Consider the following 17,285-nt stretch of genomic DNA (forward strand, 5'->3'; position numbering starts at 1 on the left):
GCCAGCTCACTCCATGTCCTCGTCGAAAGCCACAGGTTTGCTGGAGTCGATACCCCGAAGCGAGCCCCAACCACTGTCATCCACTTTCGTTTTTGAGCTGGCGGCGCGGCCTCGTCGCATCGTCGCTGTCGCCTTCACCGCCGCATCCACCAGCTTGCGTTGTTCGATCGCTATACCAACGATCGTGCGGGTGTTGACCTCTCGTCGCCCTTTCGCCAGCAGGCTACGCCTCGCAGCAAATGCTTCGTGCAGCGTTACCGAAGCCAGGGTGAGATCGGCGTAACGTGCTTCCACGAAGCTGCCCGATGGTCGCCGCACGAAGACACGAGACATATCCCTTGGGTCGTATTTGACGAGAAGCCGGCGATTTGCAGCCCCGAGGTCGGCACTCAGGGCTGCCGACCAATAGCGCATTCCAAAAAGATGGATACCGGTTGGCTGTAATGTACGCTCCTGCTCAGGTAGGAACGTCAGCCAAAATCGCATTCGGTCCTGCGGCAAGCGGAGCGGAATTTCACCCTCGTACTCACGCCACACCGCGATGGGCGGGCGCCCCAAAGTGCGGTGGATTGAGTGATGGTAGTTGCCGACAATGTCGAGGGCGATGTATCGCTCGAGTTCGCGGAGTGTCAGCGCCGAATGTCGCTTCGAATCGTATTCACCAAGCTCCTGTGAATTGCTGAAAGTAGTACCGGGTAGCAAGTGGATCCTTCCCATTTGGGTGCCGATCAGCCTCTCGATATGTCCGCCGAAGCGCGGTTCACCAGGTGGTCGCCAGTCGATCGCTACGCCAGCATCGTCGCACCCCCTCTTAAACGCGCGGCTCCTGAAGTCGCTGCCGTTGTCGACATGTAACGTCTCAGGGAGGCCAGCGACCGGCCACGGCTCAGTGATCTCGCGCTCCCTCAACCAAGGCGATTTGTCAAAGACGGAATGTAGCAAGCACAAACTGGTCGAAAGTCGGGAGGGCGCGTCCATAGTGAGGTGGAACCCTGTCACCATCCGACTGCAGACATCCATTGCCAGAGTTAGCCAAGGCCTTCCGATGGGTAGACGCGTCTCCTCGTCGACAACGAAGATATCTGCTTTCGTATGGTCGACTTGGACGATCTGGAGTGGGCGCGAGGCGGTAAGCCCTCCCGGCACGGCCGTTGTCCGCTTCACAATTTCGGCTTCGCCTCGTCGTTTCGCGCGTTTGTGAATGTCGATGTCCTCGAGACGAGTTTCGATCGTCCGGCGATGGGGCGGCTTTAGCCCAGCCGAGACGCAGTTCGTTTGGATATCCCGAACCAGTTGAGAGATACCTGGGCGGTTTTTCGTCAGATAATACCGATTGATCGTGGCGCGGATGATTTCCTCTCGCTTGTCGTCGAGCATCCTGCGGCCGTCAGGCCGGCCGGGTTTGCGTTCCACGAGCGACATTACCGTTCCTCCAGCTCGAAATAGCTTGGTAAGACGGAATGCAGTTGCCCGACTGACTTCCAGTTCGGAAGCCAGAAGCGCCATATCCCCGGCTGCAACTTTGCCTGATCGATGTATCAGAAATCTTCGGATAGCCTCGGCTCGTCGACACGCCTCATCCCAAAGCGCTTCGTCAACCTCATCAGGGAATGGATCAGTCATGCAGAAACACCGTCAATTGTGTCGACAAATGAATCTCACATTAAGTGCCAAAAACCAAGATGGAATCTCAAGTTAAGTGCCAAGTCTCACATTAAGTGCCGGGCTATCTTGTTGAAACTGTTAGGAGTGGAATCTTACGGTTAGATGCAAAACGACACTTGGGCGGCTTCTTGACTATGATATGGCCAACATCTCGAACGACCAACTCAAGGTGTTTCGCCAGACCGTCGATGATACGCCGCAACCGATAGCGGGTTCGCAGGTACGGCTGTCCGTCGTGCATCACCACCTTCGGTCGCCAAGTTTTCGGGTTGAGTACAAGCCTTTTGAAGGCATTTCTAATGCCGAACAACTGCGCTCCATCTTGAAAGAAACGAACGTTGCTGCGGTGATTCATGGTCACAAGCACGAGCACAATTTTCGCTACGAGTATGTTGAGACCCATGATCCCGACAATCCGCATCGTATTGCTGTGGTGTCGGGGGGGACGTTTCAAGATGGCGCAGAACAAGATGCGGCACTATTGCTCACGCTAAAAGGGCTACCTTATACCCCGGAGATCTCGATCGAGAGAATTGAGCTGCCTCGCAGTGGCCTAGATCTTAGGGTTATGCCTGCAGAAGCTCTGTCGCTTGCCGACCAAAAGACAGTTGCTGGCGCGCCGGTAATTGTACAAGGCTCAAATTTCGATGAGCTCTATGCAATCGCCGCAAAGAAGGCGAAGGCCCATGTCGGGGGAACGCTTATTGTGCATTACGATCCGGCCGATGCTGGAAATGGACCCTTGAAGTTACCCTCCGAATATCCTCGTTCAAACAATACCACTGAAGAGGAGATGCAAAACTGGCTTGATGAACTGGTGAGGTGGTGGCAGCTTGAACGATCAAGTCGAGACAACGATTTTCCCTATCCCCATGGATCTCGCCTAAGGTTGTTTGGCGGCAAACTGAACCAAGTCGATAGGATCGTGAACCTGCTTTCCAAGGAGCCGTCATCTCGAGCGCTCGCAGTGCTTGTCGATCCGCTGCGTGATTTTGACAGGAATGGCGATGGGGAGGCTTTCCCGTCTTTTACTTCGATGCAAGTTCGCAAGCGCGAAACGTCGCGGGATGTGTACTCAATTGACGTCATCGGTTTTTATAGAGCACAGGAATTTTCGCAGTGGTGGCCGGTAAACGTAGCGGAGCTTCGACTATTGCAGAGTGAAATTGCCGTTCAGTTGAAAACAAATGCGGGCATGATTACGACCGTGACCACCGATGCAAGGTTCAAACCTCAGGGGCCTGGTCAAGTGGCAGTGCCGGTCTTCGATCGCTGGGTCGATCAGAGCCCGGAGAGGCTCTTTATGCTCGCGCTCACGCTGTCGGGGGACACTCGAGATCAGCCTTTTCAGCATTTGCTGTTACGCGAATGGGTAAGGTCACTCAATGATATCAAAGACGCGGCGTCTGCACCCGATGCGGACGGCGTCCTGATACCCGCCGAGGGTCTCAGGACTTTGGTCACTTATCTTTCCATGATCGACAAAAGCGGCGAGGAATCGAAACTGGTCCAGCAACTTCGCAATTTGCTCATGGTCAACCAAGAATATCAACAGACCCGAAAACTCGACACGGACCGACAGGTATGGTCGCTTTCGGTCCGACGAATCATTCCCGCGATCATCGACCTAACGCCAGCTATAACGCCCCAATAAAAAGATAATGCTGAAGGATGAAAGGGACGCGTCTACGATTGCCGTGTCTAAATCGATACCGGCAGCCATGGCGGCCAGTTTCCCGTCACTGACGCGGTCTCGACAAGCTCGATCAGGCGCATCGCGCGCCTCCACAGGTGTCGTTTGGCAGTTAATCGTAAGAATGCAACCGTTCCGGCGAGCTATGGCAGTTAATGTGAGATTCTTTAAAGCGATGCTCGGTGCTTAACGCTTCAGAAGCAGCAATAACCCTTTGTAATATTTACGATTTGCTGGTGAAGATCCGCCGAGGACAGTCATTTTACTCATAGCGGCGGTTTTGACATTAAGTGCCAAAATCCAAACGAAAATCTCACATTAACTGCCCAATCACTTTAAGTACCGGGCCATCGTAGTGAAACGATTGCAGAGACAGAGTCTTACGATTAACTGCCAAACGACACGTCCCTACCGCTCGGGCAGGACCGGCGACTGGCTGAAGATCAAATGCATTCAGAGTGAGAGTTTCATGATCGTCGGCTACGAACAGTCAGCCGCCGCACGCGGCGAATCGGCAGCCTGCTGCTGGCGGCCCGCCGCGGTCATGATTGGGTTTATGTCGGCACCGTCGGCATGTGCTTTAACGAAAAGGACGCAGCCTACCTGAGGGAGTCGTTTGACAAGCTGAAGAGGCGAACCCGGTCGTGCCGCTCAAGGGCTAGAATTACGTCTTCGCCCAGCCGACCCTGATCGCCGAGATCGAATTCCGCGGCTGGTGCAATGCACCTGACGATCACTGCTAACCCACTCGACCAGTGGAGTTTCGGACGATAAGCTCTACCGGCCATGTTTCGGCCAGATCGAGTGGCGTTCCCTCTGTGAGCGATTTGACCAGCGTCTCCGCGATCTTCTTGCCCGCAGCCCTAATCGACGAACGTGTCGTGGTGAGTGATGGAACCATATCGGTTGGACTGAAGTAGGAGAATACGTCGTCATGTGCAATGACTGACACGTCTCTCCCGACTTCGAAATTCAAGGAACGAATTGCCTGATATGCACCAATTGCACCCATCATAGAGCCGACCACGAGTGCTGTCGGCCGAGGGACTTTCAAAAGGAGCATTCTCGCCGAGCGGAAACCTGCTTCAACTGTGAAACGATCTTGAATATAGAGCTCCTGATTGAACGTATGTCCCCGGCCTACCAACGCGCGTTTGTGACCATTCTTGCGGTCTTCGGCGAACGCGTGGCCAGGTAAGGCATCGATCACGCCGATATGTTTGTGATCAAGATCGAGCAGATAGTTGGTTAGCTGATTGAACGCGCTTTCGTTGTCCACATCAAGCCATGCATGGGGCGCGGATATGTCGGTCTTGCCATGTACGACAAACGGAAATTTGGCATCCGATAGCATCTGAACCCGCTCGTCGGAGTAGGCTGGCACCGAAATAACGATTGCATCGACACTTCTGGCCGACACCCAACGCCTGTAGACAGACATCTCATCGCCGCCGGAACTTGGACGGATCAGCAAATCGAACGAAGTCGGTTCCAGACCTTCGCCTAGACCTGAAAGAAATTCGTTTGTCTGTGGGCCAAAACGATCGCTCAAGTGATCCGGCAACACTATTCCGATCGCCCCCGATTTTCCGATTGCAAGGCGTCGGGCGTTGGTGTTCGGAATATAGCCGAACTGTTGCGCAGCCGCTTCAACCCGTTTGCGGGTCTCCTCGCTCACCTCGGGGAAACCATTGAGCGCACGGCTGATCGTTGTTTTCGATAGGCCGAGTTCCCGTGCCAGCTCGTTTAAGTTCATGTCCTACCTACAAATTTCGGGGTTCAAACGGCGTTAGCATCGATTCATCACTCTGGCAATCAGCCAAACCGGGTTGAATGGATGCAATAAATTTGGCGATAGCTGTTGAACAAGTTCGTTGACACATGGGTTTCAGCGTGCATTATCGATCCAAACCGGTTTGGGAAAATCGGATAAAAGAGAGTGGAACCGCGAAAACTTAGCGAAAACTGGAGAGAGCCATGAAAACATTTTTGCCTGCGATCTTTTGTGCGTCATTTCTTGCCACTGCTGCGAATGCTGCAAATCTGACAATTGCTACAGAACCTTTAGGCGAATTGCTCAAGGCAGATATCGCCAGATTTGAAGAGCAAACCGGCAATAGCGTCACCGTTGTTGCGATGCCTTCGTCAAGCAGCGAGCAATTTAGCCAATATCGTCTTTGGTTAGCGGCTGAAAATTCTGACATCGATGTTTACGAGACTGACGTTACCTGGCCTGCTCAGTTGGGTGACAAATTTATTGACCTGACCGACGCCACCAAAGACGTTACCGCGCAGTTCCTTCCAGTTACGCTCCAGGCACAACGGGTCGGCGGACGGTTGGTCGCGCTGCCTTTTTACGCTGATGCGCCGGCTCTCTTTTATCGCAAGGATCTGCTGGAGAAGTATAAGAAGGACGTGCCGAAAACTTGGTCCGAGCTCGAGGCTACCGCTGCCGAAATTCAAGAGAAAGAGCGGGCCGCAGGCCACGCCGATTTTTGGGGGTATGTCTTTCAAGCAAAGGCGTTCGAAGGGCTGACCTGCAACGCACTCGAATGGTTCAAGTCATCGGGTGGCGGGCAGATCGTCGAGCCGGATGGCACCATCTCTGTAAATAATCCGCAAGCCGCAGCGGCGCTGGATATGGCTGCCAGCTGGGTTGGCAAAATCGCCCCGCAGGGGGTCCTGACTTACGAAGAGGACGATACTCGAGGAATTTGGGAGCGAGGCAATGCCCTCTTCATGCGGAACTGGGCATATGCATACCCCTTGGGCAATAGCGGCGACAGTGCTGTAAAGGGCGCTTTCGACATCGCTCCAATCCCTGCGGGACCTGGCGGAAAATCGGTGGCAACAATTGGTGGATATAGTCTAGCCGTTTCGAAATTCTCTAAAAACAGAGAAGCTGCGATCGCCTTGGTGAAGTTCCTGAACTCTCCCGAATCCCAGAAACATCGCGCGCTTCAGGCGGGCTTCATGCCGACTTTGACAGCACTCTATGACGATCCCGAACTCGTAAAGGCTCAACCGTCCATGCCTGCCTGGAAAGGATTGTTTGCGCATGCAGACGCCCGGCCATCGGCACCGACCAAGGCTAAATACAATGAGGTATCTGCAAGGGTCTGGGGTGCCGTACACAACACGCTCTCCGGCGAGGGTACAGCGGCGGAGAACCTTGAACTTCTCGAGCAGGATCTGACCGAGCTTAAAGGACAGGCCTGGTAAAGCCGAACGGGATTGATCAGCGACGTGCGATCGCGCCGTGCATTTCGATCAGGACGCCTTTAGCGCCTTAGATCTGACCGCCAGCCGATTAGTCGCACAAAGCTGAGAGCGATAGCAGTAGGCAGTACCGCCTACTGCCAATCAATTGGATCAAGCTTGGTTAAGCCAAGCAAAAAATTCCGGAATGACGAAATGACTGATATCCCTCTAGCCGAGTCATATGCTGCGGCGAGCGCCACTATGCGCTCTGAGCTTCGCAGCAGCAGGGCTCGCGTCGCTTGGCTTTTTCTAGCACCCACGCTGCTTGTTCTGGCGGCCGTAGCTGGCTGGCCGCTTTTACGAACGATCTATTTCAGCGTCACTGACGCGTCCCTCGGTAACTTGTCCGGCGCTGGCTTCGTCGGATTCAACAATTATCTCTCTTGGACGACATTGAAGAGCGGGCGGACTATCTTCAGAGGCTTGCTTGCTGATCCTGCTTGGTGGCAAGCGGTCTGGAACACCCTGAGATTTACGGTGGTATCGGTCGCATTTGAGACGATATTCGGCCTCATCGTTGCTTTGGTGCTCAACGCGAACTTCTACGGGCGAGGCGTCATCCGCGCTGCCGTTCTCATTCCCTGGGCAATTCCCACCATCGTCTCCGCCAAGATGTGGGCTTGGATGCTCAATGACCAATTCGGAATTCTGAACGACATTCTCCTGAACGTCGGCTTGATATCCACGAAGATCGCCTGGACCGCCGATCCCAACACCGCGATGCTAGCCGTCCTCATTGTTGATGTTTGGAAAACCACACCGTTCATGGCGCTCTTGATCCTGGCGGGGCTTCAGATGGTGCCAAGCGACATATACGAGGCGACGAAAATAGACGGCGTCCACCCGATCCGAGTGTTTTTCCGCATCACGCTGCCGCTAATCCGACCGGCGCTCATGGTGGCGGTATTGTTCAGAACCATGGATTCACTGCGGATATTCGACCTTGTGTACGTGCTGACGCCCAACAATGCACAAACAAAAACGATGGCCGTATTTGCGAGGGAAAACCTGTTTGATTTCGACAAATTCGCTTATGGCGCAGCCGCTTCCACGATGTTGTTCCTGATCGTTGCTGCGATCACGGCAGCCTACATCGTCCTCGGCGGGATCAAGATCAACGGGGAGCGATACTAATGGTCGGGAACATAATGAAAAAGTCGGGCTTCTACAGCCTGCTTCTTCTCATAATAGGCGTCTCTGTCTTCCCATTCTATTACGCCGTGTTGACAAGCTTCAAAAGCGGAACAGCACTGTTCAGTGTCACGTATTGGCCGACGAGCGTTTCGATCGAAAATTATGTTCGCGTGTTGTACTCGGGCGACTTTCTGCGAAATCTGTTCAACTCAGTGCTCGTCTCGTCCCTCGTTGTGGTCTGCTCGTTGCTGCTTGCTGTGACGGCATCGTTTGCTCTGGCCCGCGTGCAGTTTCGCGGCCGCTCGCTGTTGTTGATCACTATCCTCGCCGTATCGATGTTCCCTCAATTGGCGATACTCGCGGGCTTGTTCGAGCTCATCAGGTGGGCGGGCATATTCAACACGCCCGTCGCGTTGATCTTTTCCTACATGATTTTCACGCTGCCCTTCACGGTATGGGTACTTACGACTTTCATGCGGGACATTCCGATCGAGATCGAGGAGGCAGCTATTGTTGACGGTGCTTCGCCTTGGGTGATCGTCAGCCAGGTTTTCCTGCCGCTCTTGTGGCCGGCAATGGTCACGACCGGCCTTCTTGCGTTCATCGGTGCATGGAACGAATTCCTCTTTGCGCTGACCTTCACTTCGTCCGGCACACAACGAACCGTACCGGTTGCAATCGCACTGCTTTCGGGCCGGAGCCAGTTTGAAGTCCCCTGGGGCAACATCATGGCGGCTTCAGTGATCGTCACTGTCCCGCTCGTTGCCCTCGTCCTCATCTTCCAAAGGCGCATTGTTTCCGGCCTGACTGCTGGCGGCGTGAAGGGATAAATCATGACAAACATCGCACTTCGAAATGTCCGCAAAACCTTTGGTCCGATTGACGTGATCAAAGGCGTAAATCTCGAAATCAAGCCTGGAGAACTAATGGTGTTCGTCGGCCCTTCAGGCTGTGGCAAATCCACGCTCCTGCGCCTGATCTGCGGCCTGGAAGAGATATCTGGCGGAACTCTCTCCTTCGACGGGAAGACCGTCAACGGGTTGCCGCCGGCCAAGCGTGGGGTCGCGATGGTCTTTCAATCTTATGCGCTCTACCCGCATATGACTGTCTTCGAGAACATGGCCTTTGGAATGAAGCTAGCCGGTGCTGACAAGGAAGAGCGACGCAAACGGGTCGAAAGCGCGGCGGAAATGCTTCAGCTGACCTCGTATCTGCAGCGCCTGCCAAAACAGCTCTCGGGCGGCCAGCGCCAGCGCGTCGCGATCGGTCGCGCCATTGTCCGCGATCCGAAGGTGTTCCTGTTTGACGAGCCCCTGTCGAACCTCGACGCTGCGTTGCGTGTCGCCACTCGTTTGGAGATCGCGAAGCTCCACCGCAGTATGCATGACACCACGATGATCTACGTCACCCACGACCAGGTAGAGGCGATGACGCTGGCTGACCGCATCTGCGTCCTGCGGGATGGCGTCGTCGAGCAGGTCGGCACGCCGCTCGAACTGTACGAGACACCGAACTCCGTATTTGTCGCTGGCTTCATCGGGTCGCCGAAAATGAACTTCCTGTCCGGCGAGTTCGCGGAGCCCTACAATGCCAACACCATCGGCGTGCGCGCCGAGCATATAGATATCGTCCAGCAATCGCCCACTTGGACGGGCATCGTCATCCATTCTGAAATCCTCGGCTCGGACAGCTTCGTTTATCTCGACATCGGCACCTCGGAGCCGCTCGTCGTTCGCGAGACCGGCGTATCGAGCCATCAACCTGGCCAGAAACTGGGCGTTGCCCCGGTGCAGGGCTCAATCCACCGTTTCGACCAATCCGGACGCGCGCTCGAGAGAGTTCCTCTCCAAGGTGCGGCGTGAAATCAACCAACGTCAACGGATATGGCGGCTTTCTATCAGCTGCGTTCAACATTTCACATAAAGGAGCAACCAATTGACTATTCGCACCATTGTCTGGGGTGAAAACATCCACGAAAACATCGATCCCGTTGTTCGCGGCATCTATCCTGAAGGGATGCACACCACCATCGCCGACGCGCTAAACACTGATCCTGCGATCAGCGCTACGACGGCGACGCTGCAAGAGCCTGAGCACGGCCTGACGGAAGCCCGCCTTGCCGAAACCGATGTCCTCACCTGGTGGGGACACAAGGACCACGGCGCGGTATCCGACGAGGTGGTCGAGCGGGTCGCCAAGCGGGTGTGGGAAGGCATGGGCCTGCTCGTCCTGCACTCCGGCCACTTCTCGAAGATATTCAAGCGTCTGATGGGCACGCCGTGCGCGCTGAAGTGGCGCGAAGCCGGCGAGCGCGAGCGTCTGTGGACGATCAACCCGCGCCATCCGATCGCCGCCGGCCTCGATGAGAACTTCGTTCTCGAAAACGAGGAAATGTACGGCGAGCAGTTCTCCGTACCGGAGCCGCTGGAGACCGTCTTCATCTCCTGGTTCCAGGGTGGCGAGGTCTTCCGTTCGGGCCTGACGTGGCGCCGTGGCGCTGGCAACATTTTCTACTTCCGCCCTGGCCACGAGACCTATCCGACCTATCATGATGCCAACGTCCAGAAGGTAGTCATTAACGGCGTGAAATGGGCCTATAATCCGCAGGGCGACCTGAAGAGCATCACAGATGCTCCCCATGTTCCGGTCGAGAAGGCGCTGGAGCCGATTGTTGAAAGGGGCCTGAAATTGCACAAAGCCGGCGAAGCTGGATATCGGTAATAGCGATCCTTACAGTCGTTGCCTTTCCTGATACCGATCCAGCTGGTCTCAGGAAGGGCTTCGTTTCTCACAATGAGGTCATATCGATGCGCCTAATAATTCTCGGAACCGGCTGGTTTGCCAACTTCCACGCATCTCAGTTTTCCAAAATTGATGGTGTAGACATCGTTGCCGCTGTCGACACCAATCAGGCGCAACTGGAAGCATTTGCTGCGAAACATGAAATCCCAAAGACCTTCAGCTCTCTGGAAGATGCCATTGCATGGGGCCAATTCGACGCGGCCACAAATGTTACCCCCGATCGGGTTCACTATCTGACGACCATGCAGTTGCTCGCTGCTGGAAAGCACGTGTTCTGCGAAAAGCCGCTTGCGACAAACTATGCTAATGCAAGAGAGATGGCTGACGCTGCGGAGACATCGGGCAAGATTGCGATGGTCAACCTCACTTACAGAAATGTTGCGGCATTGCAGGCCGCCAGCAAAATCTTGAGTCAGGGCAAGATCGGAGCCATCCGCCATTTTGAGGCGTCTTATCTCCAGAGCTGGTTGGTGTCCAAAGCGTGGGGAGACTGGTCAAAGGAAACTATGTGGTTGTGGCGACTATCCACCAAGCACGGCTCCAATGGCGTCTTGGGCGATATCGGAATCCACATTCTCGATTTCGTTGTGTTCGCGATTGGAAGCGAAGTACGTGCGGCCGCGTCGCATTTGAAGGTCTTCGATAAGATTCCTGGAAACCAAATCGGTGAGTACTCACTCGATGCGAATGACAGTTTTCTAATGATGGCGGAACTGCAAAACGGCGCAACAGGCGTCATTCACGCCACGCGCTGGGCTACGGGTCATCTCAACGAGCTGCGGCTTCGTGTGCACGGTGATCGCGGGGCACTGGAAATTGTGGAGACACCCGATGGTGCGACGTTGCGTATTTGCGAGGGTGATGACACGGACAACGCTATTTGGCGTCCCGTTGAGGTCGAGCCTGTAATCACCAACTTCCAGAGGTTCGTAAACGCGGTGAAATCTGGAAAGCAGGATGAGCCGACTTTTGCTCATGCCGCGAAATTGCAGCTCACCTTGGATCATGTGGTCAAACACGCTGGAACGCTGCCCGCGCTTTGATGTTAACCGGAGCAAGCGGGAGCTGGACCAACGCGGCTGGGCCGCTACCTGCAATAAGCTGCGAGATATTTTGGGCTGAAGGCGCAGAAATTTTGGATTTGAACGAGGAGCTAGCGTCAATGCGGGGACCAGCAATTCGTCCCAGGCAACTAGGGAACATTCACCGGCGGGAGCGCTGGGACGTTCCGCAGGCTAACGGAGAGTAAAGGTAAATGGCAATGAAAATTGGCGTCGTCGGATGCGGAAATATTTCCGACGCATATCTCACAAACGGCCCGTTGTTTCGCGACATTGAATATGTCGCCTGCTCAGATTTGAACGCCGAATTGGCGGGTCAGAAGGCCGCCAAGTACGGCCTCGAAGCAATGCCTATCGATGAGTTGTTCGAGCGTGACGACATCGAAGCGATCCTCAACCTTACAGTACCGAACGCTCATGCTGAGGTGGCGTTGCGCGCGATTGCTGCTGGCAAACACGTTTATAACGAGAAACCACTCGCGGTGAGCCTTCGTGAGGGGCGGGAGATTATCGACGCTGCGAAGGTCGCAGGTGTGCGGGTCGGGTCGGCTCCAGACACGGTTCTAGGTCCTGGGATTCAAACTGCCCGAAGCATCATCGATTCAGGCGACATCGGTAGCGTCATTTCGGGTCTCGGAGCAGTTGAAAGCTACGGCATGGAGCACTGGCATCCTACGCCGAGCTTCTTTTACAAGAGAGGTGGCGGCCCTGTGCTCGACATGGGACCTTACTACATCAGCGCTCTTGTCCACATGCTTGGTCCCGTAACAACCGTCCAAGCATCCGGCTCCGTGGGGCATCCGCAACGCGTAGTCAAGGTCGACGGCCCTACGAAAGGTACGGTGATCGATGTCGAAACACTGACGACCGTGCAAGCGCTACTGACTTTCGCCTCCGGAGCGCAGATTGTGTTCCTGGCAAGCTGGGACGTTTGGAACAGCGAGCTTCGTCCGCTGCAGCTTCATTCTACGGGAGGAACTTTGCACATTCCTGACCCGAACCAGTTCAGTGGCGTCGTAGGTTTCTCCACGGGGATCGATGATTTCAGGGAAGTAGATACGAGCAAATATCCATTTGGCGCTTACAACCGCGATTGGAGAGGCACGGGATCACTGATTAACACCTGTTACCGCGGCCTTGGACTAGCTGATATGGCTGTGTCAATCACCGAAGGCGTACCGCATCGTTGCTCGGCAGAGGTCGCCTATCATGTTCTCGAGGTACTGCTGGCCATAGAACGGGCTGCCCATGAGAAGGCGGTCGTCAGCGTCGAAAGCACTTGCGAGCGTCCAGCTGTGCTTACTCCGGCTGATGCCGAACAGTTTCTGGCGAGACCAGATACGACTGGCAGCGTCTGAAAGCTACTTGTGCGACGACGTGCGGCAAGTGTCCAGACCGTCTCCGTGGCGGCGACCTTTGCCGGGAACTACGCTAAGATTTTGCCGCTGACTTCGTCGTAGATCAAACGCTATCTAGCCGGAAAGCCAAGATTTGCGACGTCGTCAGCCTCGCACGAGCCGGCCTGGCCGTGCGAAGCCATGGTTTCGGACTAAGCGGGTATGCTCAAATCATCATTGCTATCGGAGCAATTGACGATGCTCACTTCGAGTACATTCCCGCCGTCTGCCGCCTATGATTCAAGATTCTGCGGATCGCGGTGCGCTCGTAGATTGAACCGCGCCGCGTCCGGAAAGTTCAAGAAAGGCGCGCACCTTCGCCACATCGGCATTCAGTGGGCGGTCGTCACGGTATACAGGAACAATCTCGCGGATGCGATCGTACAGAACGGCCGTGCGGGAAGCCTTTGCCGCCATTCCGACCTGCTGATTGTAGGCTTGTGCCGCCGCAGTTAACTCGATTGCCAGGATGGTTTGGAGATTGCCGAGAATTGCTAGCGCCTTGGTCGCTGCCGGCGTCGCATGGGTCAGGATGTCTTCCTGCAGTGCCGAGGTTATTCCCCCATCGAGGCTGGCGGGCGCCGCCAGCCGGCGGTTCTCGGCAGCAAGACCCGCCGCCGTATACTGGATGATCATAAAGCCGGAACACACGCCGCTTTCTTGCGCCAGAAAGGCAGGAAGCCCGCTGACCAGGGGGTTTACCAAGCGGTCGATGCGACGCTCTGAGATCGCCGCGAGTTCCGCCGCCGCCGTGCCGAGACTGTCCATCGCCAGGCCCAGAGCCGCGCCCACCGCGTGGGCTTGGCTATGCACTTCCGGCGCCCCGGGTGAACCGGCGACGATAGGATTGTCGGTGACGCTTGCAAGTTCGCGATCAACCACCTCCGCCGCCTGCGCGAGGACATCCCGGACGGCGCCGTGGATCTGCGGTACCGCCCGCAGGCTGAGTGGGTCTTGGGTGCGGCTGCCGGCCGATTGCGCCAGGAGCGCGCTGCCTTCCAGCCAGTGGCGCAAGTTGCGGCCAACCTGTTGCACCCCTTGCGAGCGACGCAGCGCAAGCGGCACTTCGGCAAACGGATTGGCCTGTGCGCCGAGATTTTCGTAGCTCATCGCCGCAGCGGCGTCGGCCCAGTCGAGAAGATGCGTCAGGCGCGATATGGCAAGCGCACCGAGCCCCGTCGCACACGGTGTCCCGTTGACCAAGCTCAGGCCTTCCTTAGCCTCGAGCGTGAGTGGTTCGCGCCCGATCTCCTTGAGCGCTACACGACCGGAAATGCGCCGCCCAGCATGCATGCATTCGCCTTCACCAATCAATGTCAGGGCGATGGCGGCCGCATGCGTCAGGTAACCGACCGACCCGCCCGACGGAATGACCGGCAACCTGTCGGCATTGAGCAACGCTAGCAGCGTCTCCACCACGTCCACCCGGACGCCGGAAAAGCCATGGGCGAAATTGGCAATCTGGGCGGCCATGATGGCGCGGGTTTCGGCCGTCCCGAGCGGCTGTCCGACGCCGCAATTGTGACTGAAGATGATGTTGCGCGACAGATCCCGCTGGTCCTGGCGGCTGATGACTACGTCACACAGTGCACCGACGCCGGTGTTGATGCCGTAGCCGCGAATATCTTTCTCGACAAGGGCCTCGGCGATCTCTCTCGCCCTGGCGATCCGTTGCCAGGCAGCGGGCGAGAGGGCCAGCCTGCGTCCCTCACCGACGGCGGCGATCTCCCGCCATGTGAGGCCGATGTCGAGAAGGATGGCGTCAGCCATGATGATCGGCCGCCGCGCCTGCCCGTCGCTGGACAAAACGCGCGACATAGTCGTCGGCCGGGCTGTTGAGGATCTGGCTCGGCGTGCCGACCTGGACCAGCCTGCCGTCCTTCAGGATGGCGATTTCCGCGCCGATGCGCAGCGCCTCGTCCAGATCGTGGGTGATGAAAATGATGGTTTTCGACAAGTTCTTCTCTAGTTGCAGAAGCTGGTCCTGCATATCGGTCCGGATCAGCGGGTCGAGCGCCGAAAATGCCTCGTCCATCAGGATGACGTCGGTATCGGCGGCCAGTGCACGGGCAAGCCCGACGCGTTGCTTCATGCCGCCGGACAGCTGATGCGGATATTTGTCCTCATAGCCCAGCAATCCGACGGTCTCGATCCACTTCATGCCGATCGGATTGGCCTGCGCCTTGGTCAGGCCGCGCACCCGCTGGCCATAGACGACGTTCTGCAGGACCGTCCGGTGTGGCAGCAATGCGAAGCTCTGGAACACCATGCTGACACGGCGGGTCCTGAACTCTCTGAGGTCACGCGGCTTCAGGTCGAGAACATTGCGACCATAGACCAGGATCTCGCCGCTCGTCGGCTCGATAAGCCGGTTGATGTGGCGCACCAATGTTGATTTTCCCGAACCCGACAGGCCCATGATGACAAAAATTCGGGCGGCTCCGATATTGTCGTTTGGCAGTTAACCGTGAGATTGCGGCTGTTGTTTTCCCGTTTGGCACTTAATTTGAGATTTTGTCGGCATAGAATCTCAAATTAAGTGCAACTGTGACGATCCAAACGACTGACGCGAACAGTCTAATATCTCTTCTATGGCGCTGTCGAAGCGGGCTTTATTCTCACCAATCATATGGCCACTCAGCATGCGAAGCATTTCGGGCCCGGCATGCTGAACAATGGCCACACCTGCCAAGAGCGCAGGGCGCAGATACAAGGGCAAGATCGGGCTTGCCGGACTCGGAAGTTTGCTGATTTCTATCTGCATAACTTCATCGAGATCAGGAATGATGGCACCGAGCACCCTATATCCGGACGGTTCGTAACCGGGCACCGACTTTGGAACGCGCCGCATTAACAGGAGACGGGCAATCTCACTCGGCGATACCCAGTTTTGGATACCATGCTCAGCCTCGCTTTCTAGCATTTCTTGCCCCATCAGCGCTGCATGGTGATAGCCGGCGAAGGGAGTGGGGCCGTCACGGCCGCCAATTGTCTGTAATGTCCCTGCGCAAAGCGGGCAGGTGATCCGCCAACTTAAGAATTGGTTCCGAAGGATGACGTGCGCTCCGTCGCTCGTTTGGCTACAAGTAGAGCATGATTGTCGAGGCTCCGTTGCGATCATTCGCCGTGATGATTGTCGAATATTCGAGAACGTCATGCGGCGGACCGTAGTGGGCTCGGTCGAGAATAGGTGGGCAACGCGGACGACCTGATCTTCTGTGAGATTCAAATCGGCGGCGCGTAATGATCGCAAATCGGGGAGGCAATGCTGAAGCATGGCCAAGGGAGGGATTGCATAGAATTTGGCGTGTCGGGCAATCCACGACGACAAAAGCTCATCGGCGCACGGCGCCAGCCTTACTGGCAGTGGCCGTCCGCATAAGTTCGTCTTCATGCGAACGCTGCGTCGGCGTCGAATTCCGGCTCCCATTTCTCGATGGCTTCGTCAGTAATCCGCTCTCTTCCGCTTTCGATTGCCTCGATGGCGAGTGAGTTGACGATGTGGAAAATGTTGGCAGTAATGCCCTCTGTGACTTGCAGTATTCGCCGCAAAGATTTCGCCGTTAGCACCGATGGGTGCCGCAATGGAGTATTGCGTAGTATCAAGGCGACCAACATTTCGAACTGCTCATTTGCAGCCCAGCGGCTCAGCGTGAACTGGTCGAAGCGACGCGCCAATTGGACATCGCCACCAATGGCCTCGCGGGCGTCGTTGACGCCGAAGCAGACGAGTGAGATCTGCAGGCGGTTGCTGAGAAAGCGCAGGGTATTTAATACGATGCGTTGTTCACGATAGGTCCCCGCGAGAATGTTGTGCACCTCGTCGATCACTAAAACCTGCACGCCAATCGCTTCCATGATCCGCAGTGCGGCTTGCTCCATCTGGGCAATATCGGCACGCGGTCGCTGCGGTGCGCCGAGCAGGGTCAAAAGTTCGGCGTAGAAGCGCCGTTCGCCAGGCCGGCTGGTCATCTCCATCGCAAGAACCGGTGTCTTTAGCTTGCCGGTAACCGGGTTGAAAGTTGGTGGGTGCTGATCACGGAAGCGCTTCATGATCATCGTTTTGCCCATGCCGCTGTCGCCATAAATGGCGAGCGACGGCATCCGCGTCCCGCGTGGATGATCGACCAAGAGGTTCAGGCGTTCGAGTACCTGCTTAGCGCGTGGATAGATGAGCCAGCGACGTGATCTTATGGCGCGGACGCGCTGGTTGTCTGCTCCACTGAGCAGTTCGGCTGCGGTCACGGTCAGGTGGGAGATTTCGGTGCTCAT

Annotated in this window: 13 protein-coding genes and 3 pseudogenes; 9 read left to right on the top strand and 7 right to left on the bottom strand. The window is 56.1% G+C overall.

Annotation, left to right across the window (positions count from 1 at the left end):
- Nucleotides 1-6: 6 nt before the first annotated feature.
- A complete protein-coding gene (locus tag MKS82_RS17375) occupies nucleotides 7-1,422 on the bottom strand; it encodes a Mu transposase C-terminal domain-containing protein (RefSeq protein WP_240579058.1) in 1,416 nt (471 codons plus the stop codon).
- Between the two features lie 382 nt (nucleotides 1,423-1,804).
- Between MKS82_RS17375 and MKS82_RS17380 the strand changes: the two genes are divergently transcribed.
- Together MKS82_RS17380 and MKS82_RS17385 are read left to right on the top strand one after the other, a co-directional pair.
- On the top strand, nucleotides 1,805-3,319 hold the full coding sequence (locus tag MKS82_RS17380) for a hypothetical protein (protein ID WP_240579059.1): 1,515 nt from the start codon (nucleotides 1,805-1,807) through the stop codon (nucleotides 3,317-3,319).
- 442 nt (nucleotides 3,320-3,761) lie between these two features.
- Nucleotides 3,762-4,017, top strand: a pseudogene (locus tag MKS82_RS17385) (ATP dependent DNA ligase); the annotation flags it as partial.
- 80 nt (nucleotides 4,018-4,097) lie between these two features.
- Here MKS82_RS17385 and MKS82_RS17390 read toward each other — a convergent pair.
- Nucleotides 4,098-5,114, bottom strand: a complete 1,017-nt coding sequence (locus tag MKS82_RS17390) for a substrate-binding domain-containing protein (RefSeq protein ID WP_240579060.1) — start codon at nucleotides 5,112-5,114, stop codon at nucleotides 4,098-4,100.
- Nucleotides 5,115-5,335: 221 nt separating this feature from the next.
- Here MKS82_RS17390 and MKS82_RS17395 point away from each other — a divergent pair, with 221 nt between their 5' ends.
- The 7 genes from MKS82_RS17395 to MKS82_RS17425 all read left to right on the top strand — a co-directional run bounded on the left by MKS82_RS17395 (nucleotide 5,336) and on the right by MKS82_RS17425 (nucleotide 12,974).
- Nucleotides 5,336-6,580 carry an ABC transporter substrate-binding protein gene (locus MKS82_RS17395; protein ID WP_240579061.1) on the top strand — a complete coding sequence of 415 codons (1,245 nt, stop codon included), beginning with the start codon at nucleotides 5,336-5,338 and terminating at the stop codon, nucleotides 6,578-6,580.
- 192 nt (nucleotides 6,581-6,772) lie between these two features.
- Nucleotides 6,773-7,753: a carbohydrate ABC transporter permease gene (locus MKS82_RS17400; RefSeq protein WP_240579062.1), complete on the top strand. Its 981-nt coding sequence runs from the start codon at nucleotides 6,773-6,775 to the stop codon at nucleotides 7,751-7,753.
- Nucleotides 7,753-8,583 carry a carbohydrate ABC transporter permease gene (locus MKS82_RS17405; RefSeq protein ID WP_216332543.1) on the top strand — a complete coding sequence of 277 codons (831 nt, stop codon included), beginning with the start codon at nucleotides 7,753-7,755 and terminating at the stop codon, nucleotides 8,581-8,583. Before MKS82_RS17400 ends, MKS82_RS17405 begins: the two co-directional genes overlap by 1 nt.
- A gap of 3 nt (nucleotides 8,584-8,586) precedes the next feature.
- On the top strand, nucleotides 8,587-9,615 hold the full coding sequence (locus tag MKS82_RS17410) for an ABC transporter ATP-binding protein (protein WP_240579063.1): 1,029 nt from the start codon (nucleotides 8,587-8,589) through the stop codon (nucleotides 9,613-9,615).
- A 73-nt stretch (nucleotides 9,616-9,688) separates the two neighbouring features.
- Nucleotides 9,689-10,474, top strand: a complete 786-nt coding sequence (locus tag MKS82_RS17415; protein ID WP_240579064.1) for a ThuA domain-containing protein — start codon at nucleotides 9,689-9,691, stop codon at nucleotides 10,472-10,474.
- Nucleotides 10,475-10,560: 86 nt separating this feature from the next.
- On the top strand, nucleotides 10,561-11,598 hold the full coding sequence (locus MKS82_RS17420; protein ID WP_216332539.1) for a Gfo/Idh/MocA family protein: 1,038 nt from the start codon (nucleotides 10,561-10,563) through the stop codon (nucleotides 11,596-11,598).
- A 212-nt stretch (nucleotides 11,599-11,810) separates the two neighbouring features.
- The gene (locus MKS82_RS17425) at nucleotides 11,811-12,974 is read left to right on the top strand and encodes a Gfo/Idh/MocA family protein (RefSeq protein WP_240579065.1); all 1,164 of its coding nucleotides are present in this window, start codon (nucleotides 11,811-11,813) and stop codon (nucleotides 12,972-12,974) included.
- Between the two features lie 279 nt (nucleotides 12,975-13,253).
- Here the strand turns inward: MKS82_RS17425 and MKS82_RS17430 are convergent, their stop codons facing one another.
- The 5 genes and pseudogenes from MKS82_RS17430 to MKS82_RS17450 all read right to left on the bottom strand — a co-directional run bounded on the left by MKS82_RS17430 (nucleotide 13,254) and on the right by MKS82_RS17450 (nucleotide 17,285).
- Nucleotides 13,254-14,783, bottom strand: a complete 1,530-nt coding sequence (locus MKS82_RS17430; protein ID WP_240579066.1) for an HAL/PAL/TAL family ammonia-lyase — start codon at nucleotides 14,781-14,783, stop codon at nucleotides 13,254-13,256.
- Nucleotides 14,776-15,459, bottom strand: a pseudogene (locus MKS82_RS17435) (ATP-binding cassette domain-containing protein); the annotation flags it as partial. The pseudogene MKS82_RS17435 and the gene MKS82_RS17430, both read right to left, overlap by 8 nt.
- A gap of 84 nt (nucleotides 15,460-15,543) precedes the next feature.
- Entirely contained in the window at nucleotides 15,544-15,936 is a 393-nt protein-coding gene (locus MKS82_RS17440; RefSeq protein WP_240579137.1) for a hypothetical protein, read from the bottom strand.
- Nucleotides 15,937-16,095: 159 nt separating this feature from the next.
- Nucleotides 16,096-16,443 (bottom strand): annotated as a pseudogene (locus tag MKS82_RS17445) (TniQ family protein); the annotation flags it as partial.
- Nucleotides 16,404-17,285: a TniB family NTP-binding protein gene (locus MKS82_RS17450; protein WP_240579057.1), complete on the bottom strand. Its 882-nt coding sequence runs from the start codon at nucleotides 17,283-17,285 to the stop codon at nucleotides 16,404-16,406. The gene MKS82_RS17450 and the pseudogene MKS82_RS17445, both read right to left, overlap by 40 nt.

Source organism: Ochrobactrum sp. A-1, assembly GCF_022488005.1.
Taxonomy (GTDB): domain Bacteria; phylum Pseudomonadota; class Alphaproteobacteria; order Rhizobiales; family Rhizobiaceae; genus Brucella.